The organism is Komagataeibacter melomenusus (genome assembly GCF_013155395.1).
GTDB lineage: Bacteria > Pseudomonadota > Alphaproteobacteria > Acetobacterales > Acetobacteraceae > Komagataeibacter > Komagataeibacter melomenusus.
On record NZ_JABJWC010000003.1, the window covers coordinates 1 to 20,505 of the forward strand.

Genomic DNA, 20,505 nt, shown 5'->3' on the forward strand with positions numbered 1-20,505 from the left:
CCACACGGTGGCAATGCGGTGATGCCCCTGCCCCTTTCCCCCTTTTTTCCGCCCCATGGCGGGGTCGTGTCCCTGCATTGTGGCACCATTGACGGTTTCTTCCCGCCGCCGTGTCGGCTACAGATAGCGGCACAGCGGCGCGGAGTCTGTCACCGGGTGTCGCTGCCTGCTTCTCCTTCAACGGGACCGTTCGGAATGAGAACCGCCTGATGCTGAGCGAATTCAACCTCTTCGGTGTCTTCATGGCACCGATTGTCGTCTATGCCGTCGCTGCCCTGCCTGTCACCATGCTGTTGCGCTCGCTGCTGTGGTGGTGCGGCATAATGAAATGGTTCTGGCATCTCGCCCTGTTCGAGGTCGCGCTATACACTTGCGTCCTGTGCCTGATGATCCTGTACATCTGACTGTCCCAAGAAGGTTCGAGAATCCCCATGCCTCTCCTGCGCACCCTGATCCGTGTGGTCCTGACCCTGGCGGTCGTGACGATGGCCGTCGTCATGGGCATCACTTTATGGGACACCTACATGATTGCCCCCTGGACCCGTGACGGGCGTGTCCGTGTCTATGTCGTTGACGTGGCGCCGGAAGTATCGGGCACCGTGGTGCAACTGCCGGTGGTGGACAACCAGTACGTCCATCGCGGCGACCCGCTTTTCGTGCTTGACCCCGTGCGCTTCCGCCTTGCCATCCGCGAGGCACAGGCCCGGCTCGATGGCGCGCTCGAGGACCTGAAGCTCAAGCAGAATGACGCCCGCCGCCGCATGGGCCTTGGCGGTATCGTCTCGGCGGAAGAGCAGGAAGTGTTCAACTCGAACGTGGCCACCCAGATCGCCTCGGTCGATGCGGCGCGCGCGGCCCTTGACCTGGCCAAGCTGAACCTGCAGCGCTCCATCCTGTACTCGCCCGTCAACGGCAACATCACCAACCTCAACCTGCGGATCGGTGATTACGTGACCGAGGGCCATGCCCGCCTGGCCGTGATCGATGCCGACTCCTACTGGGTCAACGGCTACTTCGAGGAAACCAAGATGTGGGGCGTGCATGTGGGCGACGAGGCGCGCGTCAAGCTCATGGGCTACAAGGACATCATTCCCGGCCACGTGGTCAGCATCGCGCGCGGTATCAATGACCAGAACGGCCGCCCCGACGGGCTTGGCCTGCAGGATGTCAGCCCGATCTTCACATGGGTGCGGCTTGCGCAGCGCATCCCGGTCCGTATCCACCTTGACCATGTGCCCGACAGCGTGACACTCGCCGCCGGCATGACGGCCACGATCAGCGTCGGCCCGCAGGCCCGCACGCAACGCGGCCGCCTGACGACATGGCTGCAAGACCATCTGTAAGGCGCGGGCACGATCATGAACATCTCTTCAGTTACCCGCAGGACCGGCCTGTTCCTGACATCGGCCATCTTCCTGGCTGGCTGCACGGTGGGGCCGCGCTACCAGCCGGACCGGATGAAACTGCCCGCCAAGTTCACCGAGGACGAGCATACCGCCACCCCCGAGGAGATCGAGGACACCAATAAGGAACTCAAGGAGTGGTGGCACCTCTTCAAGGATCCTGAACTCGACAAGCTGATCGACAAGGCCATTGCGGGCAATTACAACCTGCAGGTGGCAGGCCAACGGATCATGGCCGAGCGCGCCATCCGCGATGTGCAGGCATCGCAGTGGTATCCGCAGGTCGATACGCAGGCTTCGGCCGGTAATGTCCGCTATTCGGTCAATATCGATAACTGGCCGCTGCGCCCCGGGTCGGCTGCGGGTTCCGCCAACCAGCCACAGGCTGCGTATCTGGGCTACGGCTTCAGTGCAAGCTGGCAGATCGATGTATTCGGCCGCATCCGCCGCGGGGTGGAAGCCGAGAACCGCGCGGTCGAGGAATCGATCGAGGACCGTCGTGGCGTCATGGTCATGATGCTGTCGGAGCTTGCAGGCGACTACATGATGCTGCGCGACCAGCAGTTGCGGCTGGAAATCGCCAACAACAACATCCATGTGGCGCAGGATGCCTATGACCTGACCAACCGGCTGTATCTTGAAGGCGTGGGCAACACCATGCAGATCGCGCAGGCCAAAGCGGAACTGGATTCCCAGACCGCCGCGCGCGAACCGCTCAAGACCCATATCTCCCAGATCACCCATGCCATCGACGTGCTGATGGGGCAGATGCCGGGCACGTCGGAACTGGAACTGAAGGTGGCCAAGCCGTTGCCGCCGGTGCCGGAGTTCCCCGCCACGCTGCCCTCCATGGTCATTGCCAACCGCCCCGACATCCGCAAGGCCGAGCGCACCTATGCCGAGGCCACGGCGCGCATTGGCGTGGCGGTGGCCCAGCTTTACCCCAACTTCACCATTCCGCTGAACTTCAACCCCAATGCATCGGCGCTGTATCAGGTGTTCCAGATGGGCGGCATGAGCTGGCAGTTCCTGATGATGGCCTCGCTGCCCCTGATGCATGGTGGCAAATACACCTCGCAGATCCGCATGGCACAGGCCGCGGCCGAGGCGAGCCGCCTGGCCTACAGGCAGTCCGTGCTGAACGGCTTCAAGGAAGTCGAGGATGCGATGGCCGCCTGGCATGATGATGAGGAACACACCGAACTGCTGGCCAAGGCTGCGGAAGACAGCGCCCTGGCCAGTGAACGCGCCCGCAAGCTGTATGCGGCCGGTCTTGTCGGCTTCCTGGAAGTGCTGACGACCGAACGCACCACGCTGAACGCCCAGAATGCCGAGGCCATGGCCCGGCTGGAGCGCCTGCAGGATGCGATCAACCTGTACACCGCCCTTGGCGCGGGTTGGCAGGGCATTGCACTGACCAATACCACCCTGCCCGTATCGCTTGAAAAGCAGAACATGCTGGCGCGCGCCTTCCAGCAGTAATGCGGTTACGGCCTGCCCGCCTAGTGGCGCGGCAGGTCGTGGCGTGCCCCATGGAAAAACCCAGCTTTATTCCCGCAAGACCAGTTGAAGCACAGACGGGTGCGCGGGATGTCAAAATCGAGACATCCCGTGATTAACTAACGATCCGGCTTTCCCTGAAGACAGTATATGCACATGAAATTTTCTGGAAGCCATGCAGGCGCTGCTGACTGCGCCTGAAGGGGGGCAATACGCTTTTCGACCAGTCACCTACCCCTGACTACATTACATGAGCTGATCTTTATAAACTGCTTCAGACGGCCCCGATTCATGAAGAAGGCACCAAGCCTTTAACTTTAATAAAATCAGGACTGATGATTGTGCTGTGCCCTGTATATGCTAAACAGGGTTGCATATGCGAGCTTGGCGGAATGGTAGACGCACGAGACTTAAAATCTTGCGCCTGTAACTGGGCGTGCGGGTTCGAGTCCCGCAGTTCGCACCACAGACACCTGAAATGGCACGATTTTTCGGCTGAATGAGGGGCAAAGGCTGTCTTTGCTCCATCGTCTTTCCCCACAGAGGGAAGATTTTATGCTCCGCGTCCGAGGCACCACTTACCACTTCCGCCGTATCGTTCCCCCTACCCTGAGAGCAGCCTTAAACCGGCGGGAAATCTGGATTTCCCTGAAAACCGGCTACCAGAACGAAGTCCGTAAACGCGCTTCTTTGCTTCATGCCAGAACTACTGAACTGTTCATGCAGGTCCATTCTGCACTGGTAGAACCAGACGCTTTAAGCAGACTTGAGGGACTGCGGATTGCACTGCGGGATTTGCAGAGCGTGAACATGCCTTCATCTGCTCAGGAAACGGGGTCCGTGCCGGTGTCAGCACCGATGCCAAAACCTCAACGACAGAGCAAACAGGCCAAAACACCCAAAGCCCAGCCTTTGATGCTCTCCGGTGCCCTGAAACGCTTTGTCTTGGATAACCCCCATGCCAGCGCCGACACCAAGAAAGCCACACAACGGGCTGTAGAGCCATTTTTACAAGCGTTTGGAGATGCACCTGTATCCATCATAGGGGGCGAAAAGGCTGGAGCATTCCGAGACCTGCTGTTTTCCCTTCCGGCCTCACTGGGCAAACGTAAAAGCAGCCTTACCCTTGAAGAAGAGGCACTGAGGGCCAGAGAGGAAGGTCTGCCAATATTGAGTGGCAAGAGCGCCAAGAACCATATGATGCGCCTCTCCGCCCTGTGGAACCAGCCACACCAGCGCGAACAGGTCATACGCAACCCGTGGACTGGCTGGAATTTCGATAATGGACAAAAAACCATACGCAGAAGCTGGACAACAAAGGAACTCGCTTTGCTGGCCTCTGCCTCATGGCATAGCACGTCCGTGCCAGAAGAGACCTTTCGGCTGGTCACACTGATTGCAGCCTATTCGGGCATGAGGCTTGGTGAAATCTGCGCCTTGCGCAAAGAAGACCTCCAAAACATTGATGGTATCCCCTGCTTTATGGTCAGACCACATTCTGACGATGGCTGGTCACCAAAGACAGAAGCAGGCATCCGCATTATACCCATCCATTCAAAGTTGATCGAAGCAGGTCTTCCGGCCCTTAAGAATGTCGCTGACAAACCCTACCTCATTCCCGGTCTAGAAACTTCAAAACAGGGTGTCAGGGGCGCAGCAATGGGACGGGCTTTCTCATTACTCAAGACCCGGATTGGCCTGCCAGCAGAAATCATTTTTCACTCGTTCCGGCACACAGTCTCGACCCAGCTCAGAAATGCCAAAGCCGACATTCGAGAAATATGGATAGACCGACTTCTTGGCCATGAAGCCACCCATAAGAGCCAAGGGACAACCACCTATCTGACTGGCATTTCAACAGCCAACCTCAAGCAAACCATAGAGGCAATAAGCTACCCCGAAAGAGCCTTCAAAAAGGGAACGTTTTAAAAGGGAGCCAGCAGTGTTGAATGGCTACCCATTCAACATCTGGCAAGGGGGAAAAACCTCCCCCGTTACCCCCCTAAAGCATGGAAAAAACAAGAAATACTACAAATAAGCGCTTCTGTATTAAGATACCAATTCGACAGGAATTTTCTGTTTGTATAAAACAAAATTAATATTAGAAATCTTTCCGAAAGGTTGGTTATGTGGACGCCGTGGATAGGAAAAAACTATAGTGAAAGCCGTATTCTTCTCCTTGGAGAAAGTTGTTATGCCTATACAGAATACGTTGATGGCCCTTTGATGGAACCTCAACCTGACCACCCCATTAGGATGGTTGAAGGACTGTTAGAGCCGATTCCTGACGACAGCGCATTCATGTCAATGCTAACAAATGCCTTGACCAATCATGATTGTAATAGCGTTGAAAAACGACAAGCAGGCTGGAATCAAGTCGCATTTACAAATTACGTTCCGGTTTCTGTAGGAAACGCCGCCCGACAGAGACCTGATAAGCACGCTTGGAATTTAGCAAAATCTGAGTGGCCCGAGTTATTGGAAAAGCTCTCTCCTCGGCATGTTATTGTTTTAGGTCTAACGTGCTGGGATAATATTCCGAAAGGAAAAGCTATTCAGGATAACGCTTATTCAGGTCCCAACCGAAACCCTAGTGTCGAAGAGTTTATGTTAGAAAACGGACAATCTGTGCTTTGTTGGTGCCATTGGCATCCTGCTGCCGGGGCTTCATGGGAAAGCATACGTAACCTTATTTTGCATATAAAGAACAGATATCCAGAATAGCGCATTACCTTAAAAAAGGAATTTCACGGGGAAGATCATTGCTCTCCCCCTGACCAGTTTGCAAACCATCGAGACACAACGTGTCCGCTGGTTTGCACGGCTGGCTACCGTTTTCTATAATTCCACAATTTACCGTTAGAAAAGACTATTCTATTTCCAATAGATGGAGCAATTTTGACATATTTCATTCATTTCGAACTAAAGCTAACTGTCGCCGGAATTCAGCATCTGGAGTATCCCTTTTCCAAAAATTTATGAACCTTGCCACTACCTGTAAATTATCAGCTTCATAGTGACCGTTACTATCTATTCTGTCTAAAGACGGCATCAACTGTGGATCAGGTCCTTTTGGCTGCAATTCAAGACCCGTTATAGCGCATCTATGATGACTTTCTTCTAAAAGTTTTTTCAAGTATTTAATGAGATTCTCTTTATCAAATCTCAAATCTTTGTTTTTTATAGTGCGCTCAACTAATTGCCCATTAGAATTTTTTGTTGTTTGCTCTGCTTGGTCTGCCATAGACCAAATAGCTATGTCCCAAGCATTTTTATAATGGCCACTTTCATGGCGCTCTGCTTTTTCTGCCCACCACAATGCATCTAAAGTCCATGTATCAACGCTATATTGTTTGGCTAGCCCCAATAAAACTTCATTAATGACCTCATATTTTTGTCCAGTACTGGTGCCTCGTTCAAAGCTAGGCCACAGCCCTTTCTCTTTCATTTCACACTCACTGGTACTATTCCACACCCCATAATGGGCAGGATAAGCAACTAGTAAAATGGCTGTAAGGGTCGCATGCCCCACCCCTTGCAAGTCCTGTAAGCACTTATCTAACCTACGAGATAATAACTGACTTTCATCTACTAAAATGGATAATGCATGACGAAGATTATCCATATCTTCTGCCACCTTACGGCCAAGACGCTCAAGGCCACTCCAATGACAATTATACTGTATACTTAAAAATTTTAAGTAATCATCTTTTTTTATCTCTGATGGCTGACGAAAAATGGGGCCAAAATGGTTTAAAACGCCATCTCTCTTTTCAATAATGTGGCGAACGCTCGGAACACAAATAGCTTTTTCAAGATTAAAAACCATTATCTTTTTTCCTTAAAATCAACAGACATATACACGAACGACTTATATGGATTTTTTTTCTACTCGACCATATCCCCTTAACTGCCCCACGGGTTTACCCGCAGAGTGAACCCGCAGTCACCATATGAAGGATGATTTATCCTGAAATTATCATTATATTTCAATGAGTTACTTTGTTGGTTGCGACCGAGAAGAGCGGGTTCGAGTCCCGCAGCTCGCACCACAGATTACGTAAAACAGAACGGTTTTGGGGCCACCATCTTTTTCTGGGCTTTTTTGTGTCTTGTATGATTGATTCTTTGCGAACCAGCGGGCCGCAACAGGCGCGCTGGTTCGCATGCAACCTTAATTTTATATCAGCCAACCTGCTTGATGCGGGCAATCACTTTGTCAAAAGCCGTTTTGGCCTTTAAAAGCAGATCCAGAGTTTCACGATACTGCTTCATCCCGGCTTCAATATCGTCATCACCCAAGCCCGATGCCAGAACTTTCTGGTCGATTTTAACGGGCAGGAAGAAGCTCAGCTTTTTTTCTTCAAGTAAAAAACCGGTTCCACTGACCAGTTCCGCCAGTTCGGAAACTATCTTTTTCCATTGTCCGCGGCCGATCTGATCCTGCACAAATCGAATGCCAACCTTATCCTTCCCTAACTGGCAGAGTTGTGTGACGTAATAATTATCTTCGCTCTGGTCTTCAAAATCCGTCCATTCAAAAAAGGCACCCTCGGATTCTTCATCCTCAGGGTTGTACCACCCTTCTCCTTTCGGCGCGATCCACCAATTACCTTCGTCAATTTCTCCGGACCAGTTATTTTCATCTATCCATTTCTGGGTATTTTCATCAATGACACCATCAAGTGCATCACCAAGCATATGAAGGCGTGTTGCCGTCACCTCAAGGTCGGCAATATTCTCAACAAGAACCTGGTTTAGTTCGGGACTGTTCATTTCTTTTTCTCCTTAATGAAATTTCCGGATATGCTGAGCAAACTGCTGCGTGATGGCGCCATTAAAGCCACCCTTCGGGAATTGTGCCAAAATATCTGCTACATCACGCCAGGTCATGAGTGCTACTTCTTCAGGCGGATCAACCGGTGCAATGGTGCTCAGATAGAGAACCAGCCCGTGCCGCCTGCCGGTAATCTGTCGTTTTGCCTCGGCTACTTTCACGTAACGGGCCAGTTGCTGCCTGCCTTCGCGTGCCTGTATCTTGATCTCGATGAAAAGCACGAAATCATCGCCATCAACAGCAATATCAACACGCTCGGTTGTGCTGCCTGCGGGCCAGCACTCGGTCACGACCGATACAGTGTTCAGGTCTTTATCCAGACGGGGCCAGTGTGGATATCGATCCCCGGCCAGCCGCAACACATCACGGAGCAGGCGCGCGCCCCAGCCATGGGTGCCCTGCGGATCAAGCAGCCAGCCCAGGACCGCACTGTTACGGCCTTCATTATACTTCAGGCCAGCGACATCCCATATATTAATCGCATCACCACGTTCCCATGCCTGATTATGCAAGGGCATAATAATATTGGTGAGTTCTCCAATACGTTCCGGCATAATATCTGGCACACAGAAGGAGACCAGATCATGCCTGCCGAGTAGAGGCCGCATGGTATTCAACAAAGCAGGCAGGCGGCGACAGAGCATTATATCATTATTTATGTCGATATTAATATTATTCATAATATATCCTTCTAAATTTATATAAATATTTAATATATGCAGGAGTAATTTTTATTATATTCTTATCTTAAACAAAAATATTTACCGTTATTGGTCATGTCTGCCGTGTGAAAATGGCATAAACCTGCTCCTGCCATTGCACTCAAAGACAGGATCGGCAGGCAACCGCGAACGGGCACCCGATATCAGCGCCCCGCCCCAGGCCACAGGTTTGCGTAATCTGTTCCGCTCATTGGCAGAAGCAACTCCCTCCGTGACATGAAAAGACCCTGTTTACTGGATGTTTTCCAGCCCCGAAGGACGCTTCAATGTGCTGGTCTGCATGCACCGCTCCCAGCCTGATACCGCCTCCACCGTGCTGGCGTCGCTACACCGGTTCATTGCAGGGCTGGCGCGCGAACAGGTGCGGCGGCACAAGCGGGCCCCTGATGCGCCAGCCTGTCTGGCCAGGGCATCAGGGCCATGAGCACATGGGCGCATGACGTACTCCAGCCGCTGGCACGGCAGAAGATCGCCCTTGCGCTTGATGAGGGCATCAGGCGCAATGACCGGCTTTTTGCCGGGGCGCTGAAACCGATCAGGGGCGTGCCGGACTGAATGATAAACACGTCACCCAGAACTTTTACAGGCGCGAATCCACCGGCTCGCTCTCCATGGCCAGCACGCCAAACACGCACTGGTGCACCTGCGACAGGGGCGCATGCGCCACGAACCGGTGCAGGGCTTCCAGCCCCAGCGCGAATTCGCGAATGGCCATGGAGCGTTTCTGGCCCGGATTGCGCCCTTTCAGCCGCACGAGATGTTCGGGCCGGTCATAATCGGGACCATAGATGATGCGCAGGTAATCGCGCCCGCGGCACTTGATGGCGGGCTGGATCAGGCCGCGCCTGCCGCGTGCCAGGAAATCCAGCGGCTTGACCACCATCCCCTCGCCGCCCGCCTCGGTCAGTTCCTCCCACCACGCAATGGCGGCGGCGCACTGTTCGGGGTCATTGAGGTCCACCAGCCGGTGGCGCGTGGCCATGACCAGTGGGCCGCCCGCCTCGGCCAGCCTGTGGGCCTGCTGCATGTGCCATGCATGGTCACGGTCGGCATGCACATGCCCCTCCGATGCCAGCAGGTGGAACGGCGCGATCCTGACACTGCCCAGCCCCTCGAACGGGGTGACGTAGCGGTTATAGGCATCGCGGTAGCGGAAGGCATCCTCCAGCCGCACGGCAGTAGTGGCCTGCAGGTCACCCACCGCCACGCCGCGCGCGCGTGCTGCGGCCAGGGCCTGTTCCGCGGCGGACAGGCTGGCAATGGCGGCAGCCCCCACCGGGGCGAACTGCGCATGCACCAGCCCTGCTGCCTTCATGTTCCACGGCATGGCCTCGACATCCCACAGCACCCAGTCGGTTGCCAGGTCATCCCACAGGCCGGCGGCGGTCATGGCGGCATCCATCTGGTGCAGCACGGCGGCCTCGATGGCGGGATCATCAAACAGGCGGCGGCCGGTGCGGGTGAGCACGATGCCACGCGCGCCGTCGCTTACGCCAAAGCGGCGGCCCGCAACATCGGGCGTGCGCGCGAGCACCACCAGCGCGCGCGATCCCATGTGTTTTTCCTCCACCATCACGGAGGCCACGCCGTTCTTGCGGTAATAGGCCAGCGCCTCCTCCGGGCGTTCCAGCCAGCCCTCCATCGCACTGGTCTCGGGGGGCGACATGGTGGGCGGCAGGTGAATGAGCCAGCGCGGATCCACCGCAAAGCGGCTCATGACCTCCAGCGCGGCGGCGGCGTTGTCGGGTGCAATGACGATGGTGCCGAGGTCGCGGGTCTCGACCGCCTGCCGGCCCAGCACATCGGCCACGTCGGGCATGGTGGCAGGGGGCTGGGCCTCGGGCGTGGTCGGGCCGCCAAGCGGGCGCAGTGGCTCGGCATAGGTCTCGCGCGCCTCTACGGCCACGAGTTCCATCTCGGGGTAGCGCAGGGCGGTCAGCTTGCCGCCAAAGCAGCAGCCGGTATCGATGCACAGCGTGCCGTTATGCCACTGCGCCTCCATGACCGGGGTGTGGCCGTACACCACCTTGGCCTGCCCCTTGTAATCGGCTGCCCAGTCATAGCGCACGGGCAGGCCGAAGCTGTCGATCTCGCCCGTGGTCTCGCCATACATGCAAAAGGCCCGCACTGCACCCGAGGCCCGGCCCTGCATCTCCTCCCTGATGCCTGCATGCGCCACGACCAGACGGCCTTCATCAAGCACGTAATGGCTGATCAGGCTGTCGAGCCAGGGGCGCAGGCTGGCCACGAAGGCAGGCGGTTCGGCCTCAAGCTGGTCTATGGTCTCGGCCAGGCCATGCGTGCGCTTGACCGCCTTGCCCGACAGGTAGCGCTTGAGCTTGTCATCATGGTTGCCCACCACCGCCAGCGCGTGGCCTGCCTCGACCATGGCGCGTACAATGCGCAGCACATCGGGGGTGTTGGGGCCACGATCGACCAGATCGCCCACAAACACCGCGCGGCGGCTCGCAGGCGGGGTGACCTGCACGGCTTTATCCTGCCAGGTTATGGTGTAGCCGAGCTTTTGCAGCAGGTCCTGCAGTTCATCGGCGCAGCCATGCACGTCGCCGATGATATCGAACGGGCCCTTGTCCTCACGCCGGTCGGTCCACAGGCGGGTGCGGGTGATGGTTACGGCATCGACCTCCGCCGCCGTGTGCAGCACATGGGTGTAGCGTATGCCCTCGCTGCGCATGCCGCGCAGGCCACGATGGAGATCACGCATCTGGCGGCTCACCACGCCCGCGCCAATGTCGCGGCCCGCGCGGGCCGCGTTGCGCGCCACGGCCACCGCCTCGGGCAGGTCGAACACGATCGCCACCACCAGCGCATGCGCCTCACGCGCCAGGGCTACCAGGCTCTTGCGGGCGGCAGGCTGCACGTTGGTGGCATCAATGACCGTAAGGCGGCGGTTTTTGAGCCGGGTGCGGGCCAGCGCATGCAGCATGGCAAAGGCATCGGGCGTTGCGGCCTGATCGCTTTCATCATCACAGACCCAGCCCCGCATCGCATCCGATGAAATGACTTCCGTGGGCCTGAAATGCCGCGCGGCAAAGCTGGACTTGCCCGTGCCCGAAGCGCCGACCAGCAGGACCAGCGCGAATTCCGGTATCTCGATCTTCATGACTCGTGTCCTGCCTGCGTAAAGAGCGCCATCTGCGTGGGCGCGCCGTGGGTGGGGTCAACTGGGCCAATGCCCTCGAACGCCACGGTGTAGCCATAAGCCTGCGCCACATCGCGCGCCCAGCGGCTGAAGGTGGCGCGGTCCCATTCAAAACGGTGGTCGGGGTGGCGCATGGCGTGGGCGGGCAGGTTGGCGAACAGGGCATTGTATTCCCTGTTGGGCGTGGTCACGATGACAATGCCGGGGCGGGCCTGGCCAAACAGAACCTGCTCGAAGGCGGGCAGGCGCTCGGCATCCATGTGCTCGATCACTTCAACCACGCAGGCGGCGTCAAACCCCTGCATGCGCCTGTCGCGATAGGTCAGCGCGCCCTGCATGAGGGTGATGCGCCTGCGCCTGATCTCGGGCATGTCATCAAGCCGCAGCCGCTGCGCCGCGCGGGCCAGCACATGCGGGGCGACATCCATGCCCACGATGCGGCTGAAATCGGGCACGGCAAGCAGGGCGCGCAGCAGGTCGCCCTCGCCACAGCCGCAATCAAGCACGCTCTGCACATGCAGGCGGCGCAAGGTCTCGACTACATGGGCGATGCGGGCATCCTGCAGGCGCAGGGGCGCCTCGAGCCGCTGTTCAGGCGCATCCGGCGCATCGGCATCCGCCGGGGCAGGCGCATCGGGCGCGGCCAGCCCGGCCTGCGCGCGCGTGACAAGCGCGCGGAACCCCTTGAGGGCACGGCGGATGATGAGATCGCGCTCGGGGTGGACATCAAGCCAGCCCGCGCCTTCGCGCAGCAGCTTTTCCACCTCGTCCTCGCCCACGTAATAATGCTTGCTGTTATCAAGCACCGGCACCAGCAGGAAAAGCTGCCGCAAAAGGGTGGACAGCCGCGCCCTGCCCCTGAGCGTAAAGGTGACGTAGGGGCTGTCACCCCATTCGGGGTGGGCGGGGTCGAGCACGATGGGCGTGGTGCTGACCTCGTAGCCCAGCGGCGTGAACAGGCGGGCGGCAAGGTCTGGCGGCCCGCGCACCGGCAGCGGGGTGATGGTGACCTCAAGCGGTATCTCGCTATCGGCCAGGTCCTGGCGCATGCGCGAGCGGCCCGACAGGGCGGTGCCGAGCAGGCGGCGCATGGCGGTCATCAGCAGCGACGAGGCGGCATAGGGCCGGTCATTGACATAACTGTCCTGCTGGCCCGTGGCGTGGCCGCGCCCGCGCACCAGGTCGATGGGGTCGATCTCGACCATGATGGCCGCCGTGCAGCGCGCTTCATCCGCCTGCGGATAGAACAGCGACGCCCGCCCCATCGAGAGTTGGAGTTGATGCACGTTATCAGGATGCTTCATGAGGAGAAAACCCAGATCCGTTGCGGGTACATGGGTGGTGGAAAGGCTCAGAAGCATCACGGACTCCAGTTACGGGCGCGCGCATGCAAAAAGGGGAGGAGCGTGATGCCCCGGCCCCCGCGCACAGGCACGATGGGGCCATACTTAATGCAACATTTTATTTCAGGACAAGGGTTTCAGGTATTTGCCAGCAATATACCTGACAAAATATGCCCATTATAAGTATTTGCTACACAACTTTCCTGAAGCCTTAACCGCATGGCATCATGCAGGACATAAAGGTTCCTGGTGGCGCTGTTTTCAAAAAAGCTTCAGGCAAACGCCACCCCATGATTACCCATTGCCGGTTCAGTCGCGATAACCGGGCTGTTCGCGGTCCAGCTTGCGCCGCAGCGCCTGCCAGATCAGGCGGCCTTCATCGGGGTCATCCTCAAACTGCCCCCGCGCGCGCAGGATCTGCGCCTTGGAGGGGATATGCAAAGGCACGCCCGTGGACTGCGCGGCAACCTGGATACGGCAGGACTGCTCAAGGTAGTACATGCGGTAGAAAGCCTGCGCGACGGTGGTGCCCACGGTGAGCAATCCATGGTTTTGCAGGATCAGCGCATTGCGGGTGCCAAGGTCGCGCACAAGGCGCTCGCGTTCGCTCAGGTTGTCATCAGCGGCAATCCCTTCATAGGGATGGAAACCCACGCGCTCATAAAATTCCATATTGATCTGGTTAAGCGGCAGGACGTTCTGCTCCTGCGCGGCCACCACCATGCCCGCGAGCGTGTGCGTGTGCATGACGCAGGCCGCATCGGGCCTGCTGCGGTGGATGGCAGAATGGATGACAAACCCAGCCGGGTTGATCGGCCATGACGTGTCCTGCCGGGGCAGGCCATCGGCATCGACCACCACCAGCGAACTTGCGGTAATCTCCTCAAACAGGAAGCCATAGGGATTGACCAGATAAGCATGCGCACGCCCCGGCAACCTGACCGAAAGATGGGTATAGACAAGGTCGGTCATGTCAAAAAGCGCCATGAGCCGGTAAGCGGCGGCCAGATCCTCACGCAGGGCCTGTTCGGTCGGGGCGGTGGAGGGCGCGGGCGAAAGGGAAGACATGATTGCTGGATATTCCTTACTATGGCAGGCATGCTGCGTCTTATGGGGCATGGAATGCCGCAGCCCGACCCATGCGATACGACGCAATGATTACCGACTGCCCGGCGCGCGTAAACATGAAATCTTCAAAGTAAGCTTCAGGCAGAATTTCAAACCAGGCCTGAAAAGGCTGTTGATGAAAAAGCAAGGTTTCGGGGAACGTCCTCCGAAGCTTTCTGAAAAGAGCTTCGGCAAGAAATTTTATGATTCCAGTTGATTACCGGATTCCCTTTTGCAAAAAATTTTTGTGAACATGTTTTGAAATATACGAAACGGTAGAAAATGAACATTTTTTACCTGTAATTTTTTAAAAAATTTGGTGCTGTTATAAATATTTTGAAAAAATATCTGCCTTGAATTTTCTTATTATTTGAATTTGTGCGTAAATATACTCCATCATGACTGCCACTCCATGGCAGGCAGAAACGCTTTCCTCCCCCATCATTACGGTTTATGGATAATGACGACAACAAACCAGACAGGCCCCACAGCGCAGTAACGCACCTCACGGGAAAGCAGTGCATTCATGCCCTCTATTTGGTGGATCGGTTTTGCATGACCCGGCACGCTCCCCCCCTGGCGGCCAGGGCCGCTGCCCCGCGCGGCACCGCCACGCGCCGCAAGGCGGATGGTTTTCACGGACAGGTTGCCGAGGTAGACCTGCGGCAGTTGCGCGTGTTCCGCACCGTGGCCGAGCATGGCGGTTTTGCCGCAGCCGAAGTGGCGCTGGGCAAGAGCAAGTCCTCCATCAGCATCGACATCGCAGCGCTTGAAAACCGGCTTGGCCTGCGGCTGTGCACGCGCGGGCGCAGCGGGTTTGCCCTGACCGCCGAAGGGCGCATGGTGCTTGAGGCGACCGAGGCCCTGTTTGCCGATATCGCGCACTTCCAGCAGCGCATCAACGAGGCCAGCGGCACATTGACGGGGCGCTTTTGCCTGTACGTGCCCGACAATATCCAGATCCATGGTGAAACGGTGCTGGTGCGCGCCATTGAAACCTTCACCACCCGCCACCCGGCAGTGTTCATGGATATCCGCTCCACCTCCGCGCGTGAGGTGGAATTTGCCGTGCTCAACGGACAGGCCTGCGCCGGAATCACCCTGAACCCGCGCCACGCGCCCGATGTACAGGCCACGGCCCTGTTCCATGAGGAACTGCACCTGTTCTGTGGCAGGCGCCACCCGCTGTTCAACACGCCTGAAAGCGAGATCACGCCCGCCATTCTGGCCGGGCAGCGCATGATTACGGTCTCGGGCGCCGCCACCTCGCCCATGTGGGACAGGCTGCGCCCACACCTGACCTTTGCCGCAGCGGCGGAAAATGTCGATTCACGCGCCCTGCTGATCCTGTCAGGCAATTACATCGGTTTCCTGCCCCAGCCCTTTGCCCAGCCGCTGGTGCATGACGGGCTGCTGCGCCGCATCGTGCTTGACGGCCTGCAGCTTGAAACCAGCTTCTATTTCCTGGCTCGCCCCAACCCCGAGACGGGCCTCATGCTCGATACGTTCCGTGCCATTCTGGAAGAGGCCTGCTGAAACTGGCCGCCACCCGCGAGGAGCCCCGCATGACCCCTGTGATGGCACGGTTGAGGTGCCTGCGCGCCATGCGCATCGTGGTGGTAGGCCTTGCCGCCATGCTGGCGGGCGCGGGCATGGCGCGGGCGGACGCGCAGCCACCCCTGCCCGGCTTCATCCATGATAGCGCGCTGACGGTCTGCACCAACCCCACCCTGCCCCCCATGACCTTCGTCAACGGCACCGACATGCAGGCGGTGGACGGCATCGACATGGATCTCGCCCACGCCCTGGCGGCCTACTGGCACGTGACGCTGGCCGTCACGACCATGGATTTTACCGGCCTGTTCCCCAGCCTTGCCGCAGGGCGCTGCGGGGTGGTGGCAAGCGGCATCATCGAACTGCCGCAGCGCGAACGCAATTTTGATGCCGTGGCCTATCAGGATACGGCGCTGGTCATCGTGGCGCGCGCGGGCACCCGCCCCTTAAGCAGCATGGCAGACCTGTCGGGCCGGAAAGTGGCCGTGCAGGCCGGCACCAGCTACAGCGCGCGCCTGGCACAGGAGAACGAGGCGCTGGTGGCAACAGGCCACGCGCCGATGCTCATCGCCCAATACCCCACCGAGGAGGAGGTGGTGCAGCAGGTGCTGATCGGGCGCGCCTTCGCGCTGGCCAGCCAGGATGTGGAACTGGCCTACCGGCGCGAACAGTTGCACGGCAAGGTGGGCGTGATCTTTACGCCCCCTTACCCCGAATACCGGCATTTTGCGCTTTATATCCGCAAGAATGCCCAGGACCGGGCGCTGCTGGAACAGGCCATTGCGACCCTGCGCGAGAACGGGCAGATGGCCGCGATCGAGAAGAAATGGGCCATAACGTCCGATGCCGCGCAGGCGCTGGGGGCCAGCGCACCGGCTTCAGCCTTTCGCTGGAGCACGTTTTTTGGCGCCCTGACATCAGCCGCCTTCATGCGGGGGGCATTCATTACGCTGGCTGTCGCCGTACTGTCGCATCTGACCGCCATTGCCCTCTCGATTCCGCTGGCGCTGGTGCTGAACGGACGGGACTCCATGCTCAGGACGGGGATCAAGCTCTATGTCGCGCTGTTCCGTGGTGCGCCAACCCTGCTGCAACTGCTGTTCATCTGGAACGCCCTGCCCCAGTTCCTGCCGTTCTTCCGCGAGGCATGGTTCACGCCCTTTCTCGCCACATGGCTGGCGCTTTCAATCAATGAATCCGCCTATCAGGTCGAGATCAACCGCGCCGCACTCACAGCCATAGATCCCGCCCAGGCGCTGGCGGGCAATGCGCTGGGCCTGTCGCGCGGGCAGGTCTACCGTCATGTCATCTTTCCGCAGGCGCTGCGCATCGCACTGCCGCCCACCATCAATGCCTTCATCACCCTGCTCAAGACCACCTCGCTCGCCTCTGTCATCTCGGTGCAGGAATTGCTGGCGGTCACCCAGATTCAGGTTGCGCGCACGTTCGAGTTTACCGAGTATTATGCTGCGGCACTGGTTTACTACCTGGCCATGGTCTTCTTCTTCCTGCTGGTGCAAAAACGTGTGGAACGCCGTTTTGCATGGGCAGACCAGTACAGGGCGGGCACGCATGACTCCTGATCCCGCCGCCGTGCTGTCCATCCGCAACCTGAGCAAGCTGTACAAGGATTTCATTGCCCTTGACCGCATCAACCTTGACGTGCGGCGCGGCGAGAAGGTCGTGGTGCTCGGGCCATCGGGCTCGGGCAAGTCAACGCTGATCCGCTGCCTCAACCGCATCGAACCCCATGACAGCGGCTCGCTGCACATCAATGGCCAGGCCATTACCGCCAGGACCGACCTGATCCGGCTGCGCGCCCTCGTGGGGCTGGTGTTCCAGAACTATAACCTGTTCCCGCATCTGAGCGTGCTCGACAACTGCACGCTCGCCCCCCGCCTGGTGCGCAGGATGCCGCGCGCGCAGGCGGAAGCACTGGCCATGCGCTTTTTGCAGCAGGTCAATATTGCCGGGCAGGCGCGCAAATACCCCATCCAGCTTTCCGGCGGGCAGCAGCAGCGCGTGGCCATTGCGCGCGCGCTGTGCATGCAGCCCGAAATCATGCTGTTTGACGAACCGACCGCAGCCCTCGACCCCGAGGCCGTATCCGGCGTGGCCACGATCATGAACGACCTTGCGGCCCAGGGCATCACCATGCTGTGCGTCACGCATGAAATGCGCTTTGCACGCCATGTTGCCGATCTCATCGTGTTCATGGATCAGGGCCGCATCATGGAAATCACGCCACCCGAACAGTTTTTCACCAACCCGCAGACCCAGCGGGCACAGGATTTCCTGAACCAGATGATTGGCTGAAAGAATAAAAGTCTTTGGTGAAGCTTTTTTCAAAAAGCTTCCAAGAACGCCGCCTTTTTGAAAAAAGGCGGCACCCAAAAACTTTTTATTATTAAAGGATTTTTTGCAGGATTGGCTTTTCATACTCCCATGAAAAAAGGAGCCTTGCGGCTCCCTTTCCCATAACTCTGAACAGGTCTGTCGTGGTTATGACCAGCGCCAGTTCCTGACTTCGGGCAGGTCCTGCCCGTACTGCGCCACATAGCGCGTGTGCTCGACCAGCTTGTCGCTGATCGCCTCGTTGGCATAGGCCGCCTTTTCCGCAAGGCCCGGCACGCGGCGGATCACGTTCTGCACCAGATGGAAGCGGTCGAGGTTGTTGCGCACCGTCATATCGAACGGCGTGGTGGTGGACCCTTCCTCGCGGTAGCCATGCACGTGGAAGTTACGGCAGTTGGTGCGCTTGTAGATCAGCTTGTGGATCAGCGCCGGATAGCCGTGAAAGGCGAAGATGACCGGCCTGTCGGTGGTGAACAGGCTGTCGAACACATAATCCTCCAGCCCGTCAGGGTGCTGGCTGCGCGATTCAAGCGTGAGCAGGTCCACCACGTTGATCACGCGGATCTTGAGGTCAGGCAGGTGCTTGTTGAGCAACTGCACGGCCGCCAGTGTCTCGATGGTCGGCACGTCGCCCGCGCAGGCCATGACCACATCGGGCTCGCCGCCCTTGTCGTTGCTGGCCCATTCCCAGATGCCGATGCCCTTGGCGCAGTGGGCGATGGCGGAGTCCATGTCCAGCCATTGCGGCTCGGGCTGCTTGCCCGCCACGATCACGTTCACCCGGTCGCGGCTTTCAAGGCAGGCTTTGGCCGTGCACAGCAGGGTATTGGCATCGGGCGGCAGGAACACCCGCACCGTCTTGGCCTTCTTGTTGAGCACATGGTCAATGAAGCCGGGGTCCTGGTGGCTGAAGCCGTTATGGTCCTGCCGCCACACATGCGAGGTGAGCAGGTAGTTCAGCGATGCGATCGGCGCGCGCCATGCAACCTCATCCGCCTGCTTGATCCACTTGGCATGCTGGTTGACCATGGAATCCACAATGTGGATGAACGCCTCATAGCATGACATGAAGCCGTGCCGCCCGGTCAGCAGGTAGCCTTCCAGCCAGCCCTGGCAGGTATGCTCGCTCAGGATTTCCATCACGTGGCCATCAACGGCCAGATGGTCGTCATAATCGAAGGTCTCGGCGTTCCAGGCGCGGTTGGTTACATCCAGCACCGCGTTGAGGCGGTTGGAGTTGTTTTCATCAGGGGCCAGCACGCGGAAGTTACGCGCGGGCAGGTTTTCCTTCATCACGTCGCGCAGCCATGTGCCCAGCACGCGCGTGCCCTCGCCCAGCGCGTGGCCGGGTGATTCCACCGTTACGGCATAGTCCGTCACATCCGGCAGGCGCAGGTCGCGGCGCAGCAGGCCGCCATTGGCGTGCGGGTTCGCACTCATGCGCAGGTCGCCCTTGGGGGCAAGGGCCGCGATTTCGGGCATCAGGGTGCCGTTTTCGTCAAACAGTTCTTCAGGCTTATAGCTGTGCAGCCATTCATCGAGCAGCTTGAGGTGGGCGGGGTTGGTCATGTCGGTAATGGGCACCTGATGGGCGCGCCAGTAACCCTCCGTGCGCAGGCCGTCCACCGTCTTGGGGCAGGTCCAGCCCTTGGGGGTGCGCATGATGATCATGGGCCAGGCCGGGCGCGTGGTGTCGTTCTTCTCGCGCGCGGCTTTCTGGATCTCCGCGATCCTGGCAAAGGCGGTGTCCATCGCCACGGCCATCTTCTGGTGCATGAGGTCCGGGTCGTGGCCTTCCACCACGATCGGCTCATAGCCGTAGCCCCTGAACAGGCTGGTCAGTTCATCGGGCGAGATGCGGGCCAGCACCGTGGGGTTGGCGATCTTGTAGCCATTGAGGTGCAGGATCGGCAGCACCGCGCCATCGGTTTTGGGGTCGAGGAACTTGTTGCTGTGCCATGACGTGGCCATCGGCCCGGTCTCGGCCTCGCCATCACCCACCACGCAGGCCACGACCAGATCGGGGTTGTCGAACGCCGCACCATAGGCATGCGAGAGCGAATAGCCCAGTTCGCCACCTTCATTGATCGAACCCGGCGTGGTGGGGGCCGCATGGCTGGGAATGCCACCGGGGAAGGAGAACTGCTTGACCAGCTTCGCCAGCCCGTCCGCATCCTGCGTCACTTCGGGGAAGTATTCGGTGTACGTGCCTTCAAGGTAGGTGCTGGCCACCACACCCGGCGCCCCGTGGCCGGGGCCTGCCACGAACAGGATGCTGCGATCCTGTTCGCGGATGATGCGGTTGAGGTGCAGGTACAGGAAGTTCAGCCCCGGCGTGGTGCCCCAGTGCCCCAGCAGGCGCGGCTTGGTGTGCTCGAGCTTGAGCGGCTCGCGCAGCAGCGGATTGGCCAGCAGGTAGATCTGGGCAATCGAGAGGTAATTGGCTGCGTGCCACCATTTGTTGAACAGCGCGACATCCGCCGTGGAAAGCGGGGTTGCGGAGGGGGTTTCACTCATTTCC

The 20,505-nt window shown here is 58.5% G+C and carries 18 protein-coding genes and 1 tRNA gene; 12 read left to right on the top strand and 7 right to left on the bottom strand.

Annotation, left to right across the window (positions count from 1 at the left end; all coding sequences use genetic code 11):
* Positions 1-209: 209 nt before the first annotated feature.
* The 6 genes from HNW77_RS01815 to HNW77_RS01840 all read left to right on the top strand — a co-directional run bounded on the left by HNW77_RS01815 (position 210) and on the right by HNW77_RS01840 (position 5,627).
* Complete coding sequence (locus HNW77_RS01815) at positions 210-404, top strand: DUF1656 domain-containing protein (protein ID WP_010510087.1); 195 nt, start codon at positions 210-212, stop codon at positions 402-404.
* A 27-nt stretch (positions 405-431) separates the two neighbouring features.
* On the top strand, positions 432-1,343 hold the full coding sequence (locus HNW77_RS01820; protein ID WP_078525441.1) for an HlyD family efflux transporter periplasmic adaptor subunit: 912 nt from the start codon (positions 432-434) through the stop codon (positions 1,341-1,343).
* Between the two features lie 15 nt (positions 1,344-1,358).
* A complete protein-coding gene (locus tag HNW77_RS01825) occupies positions 1,359-2,885 on the top strand; it encodes an efflux transporter outer membrane subunit (RefSeq protein WP_172154848.1) in 1,527 nt (508 codons plus the stop codon).
* A gap of 396 nt (positions 2,886-3,281) precedes the next feature.
* A tRNA-Leu gene (locus HNW77_RS01830) sits at positions 3,282-3,369 on the top strand.
* Between the two features lie 89 nt (positions 3,370-3,458).
* Positions 3,459-4,832 (top strand): DUF6538 domain-containing protein, encoded by a 1,374-nt coding sequence (locus tag HNW77_RS01835; protein ID WP_172154850.1) that lies wholly within the window; start codon positions 3,459-3,461, stop codon positions 4,830-4,832.
* Positions 4,833-5,030: 198 nt separating this feature from the next.
* Positions 5,031-5,627 (top strand): hypothetical protein, encoded by a 597-nt coding sequence (locus HNW77_RS01840; RefSeq protein WP_172154852.1) that lies wholly within the window; start codon positions 5,031-5,033, stop codon positions 5,625-5,627.
* Positions 5,628-5,811: 184 nt separating this feature from the next.
* On the opposite strand, the gene HNW77_RS01845 is transcribed toward HNW77_RS01840, so the two are convergent.
* From HNW77_RS01845 to HNW77_RS01855, 3 genes are all read right to left on the bottom strand, one after another.
* Positions 5,812-6,732, bottom strand: coding sequence for a hypothetical protein (locus HNW77_RS01845; RefSeq protein WP_172154854.1), 921 nt, complete (start codon positions 6,730-6,732; stop codon positions 5,812-5,814).
* A 356-nt stretch (positions 6,733-7,088) separates the two neighbouring features.
* Positions 7,089-7,679: a hypothetical protein gene (locus tag HNW77_RS01850; RefSeq protein WP_172154856.1), complete on the bottom strand. Its 591-nt coding sequence runs from the start codon at positions 7,677-7,679 to the stop codon at positions 7,089-7,091.
* A 12-nt stretch (positions 7,680-7,691) separates the two neighbouring features.
* Positions 7,692-8,420 (bottom strand): PDDEXK-like family protein, encoded by a 729-nt coding sequence (locus HNW77_RS01855; RefSeq protein WP_172154858.1) that lies wholly within the window; start codon positions 8,418-8,420, stop codon positions 7,692-7,694.
* Between the two features lie 280 nt (positions 8,421-8,700).
* Between HNW77_RS01855 and HNW77_RS01860 the strand changes: the two genes are divergently transcribed.
* Together HNW77_RS01860 and HNW77_RS17955 are read left to right on the top strand one after the other, a co-directional pair.
* Positions 8,701-8,886: a hypothetical protein gene (locus HNW77_RS01860; protein ID WP_172154860.1), complete on the top strand. Its 186-nt coding sequence runs from the start codon at positions 8,701-8,703 to the stop codon at positions 8,884-8,886.
* Complete coding sequence (locus HNW77_RS17955; RefSeq protein WP_275942127.1) at positions 8,883-9,017, top strand: hypothetical protein; 135 nt, start codon at positions 8,883-8,885, stop codon at positions 9,015-9,017. Before HNW77_RS01860 ends, HNW77_RS17955 begins: the two co-directional genes overlap by 4 nt.
* Positions 9,018-9,042: 25 nt before the next feature.
* On the opposite strand, the gene HNW77_RS01865 is transcribed toward HNW77_RS17955, so the two are convergent.
* The 3 genes from HNW77_RS01865 to HNW77_RS01875 form a co-directional block, all read right to left on the bottom strand.
* Positions 9,043-11,586: a polynucleotide kinase-phosphatase gene (locus tag HNW77_RS01865; protein ID WP_172154862.1), complete on the bottom strand. Its 2,544-nt coding sequence runs from the start codon at positions 11,584-11,586 to the stop codon at positions 9,043-9,045.
* Complete coding sequence (locus HNW77_RS01870) at positions 11,583-12,986, bottom strand: 3' terminal RNA ribose 2'-O-methyltransferase Hen1 (protein WP_172154864.1); 1,404 nt, start codon at positions 12,984-12,986, stop codon at positions 11,583-11,585. The genes HNW77_RS01865 and HNW77_RS01870 overlap by 4 nt, the downstream gene beginning before the upstream one ends.
* Before the next feature lie 291 nt (positions 12,987-13,277).
* Complete coding sequence (locus tag HNW77_RS01875) at positions 13,278-14,036, bottom strand: class II aldolase/adducin family protein (RefSeq protein WP_172154866.1); 759 nt, start codon at positions 14,034-14,036, stop codon at positions 13,278-13,280.
* Between HNW77_RS01875 and HNW77_RS01880 the strand changes: the two genes are divergently transcribed.
* From HNW77_RS01880 to HNW77_RS01895, 4 genes are all read left to right on the top strand, one after another.
* Positions 14,035-14,292 carry a hypothetical protein gene (locus HNW77_RS01880; protein ID WP_172154868.1) on the top strand — a complete coding sequence of 86 codons (258 nt, stop codon included), beginning with the start codon at positions 14,035-14,037 and terminating at the stop codon, positions 14,290-14,292. The genes HNW77_RS01875 and HNW77_RS01880 overlap by 2 nt on opposite strands.
* A 338-nt stretch (positions 14,293-14,630) precedes the next feature.
* Positions 14,631-15,611, top strand: a complete 981-nt coding sequence (locus tag HNW77_RS01885) for a LysR family transcriptional regulator (RefSeq protein ID WP_172154870.1) — start codon at positions 14,631-14,633, stop codon at positions 15,609-15,611.
* A 29-nt stretch (positions 15,612-15,640) separates the two neighbouring features.
* Positions 15,641-17,212 carry an ABC transporter substrate-binding protein/permease gene (locus tag HNW77_RS01890; RefSeq protein WP_172154872.1) on the top strand — a complete coding sequence of 524 codons (1,572 nt, stop codon included), beginning with the start codon at positions 15,641-15,643 and terminating at the stop codon, positions 17,210-17,212.
* Complete coding sequence (locus tag HNW77_RS01895; RefSeq protein WP_172154874.1) at positions 17,202-17,945, top strand: amino acid ABC transporter ATP-binding protein; 744 nt, start codon at positions 17,202-17,204, stop codon at positions 17,943-17,945. The genes HNW77_RS01890 and HNW77_RS01895 overlap by 11 nt, the downstream gene beginning before the upstream one ends.
* 186 nt (positions 17,946-18,131) lie before the next feature.
* Here HNW77_RS01895 and HNW77_RS01900 read toward each other — a convergent pair whose 3' ends face one another.
* Entirely contained in the window at positions 18,132-20,501 is a 2,370-nt protein-coding gene (locus tag HNW77_RS01900; RefSeq protein WP_172154875.1) for a phosphoketolase family protein, read from the bottom strand.
* Positions 20,502-20,505: the final 4 nt, after the last annotated feature.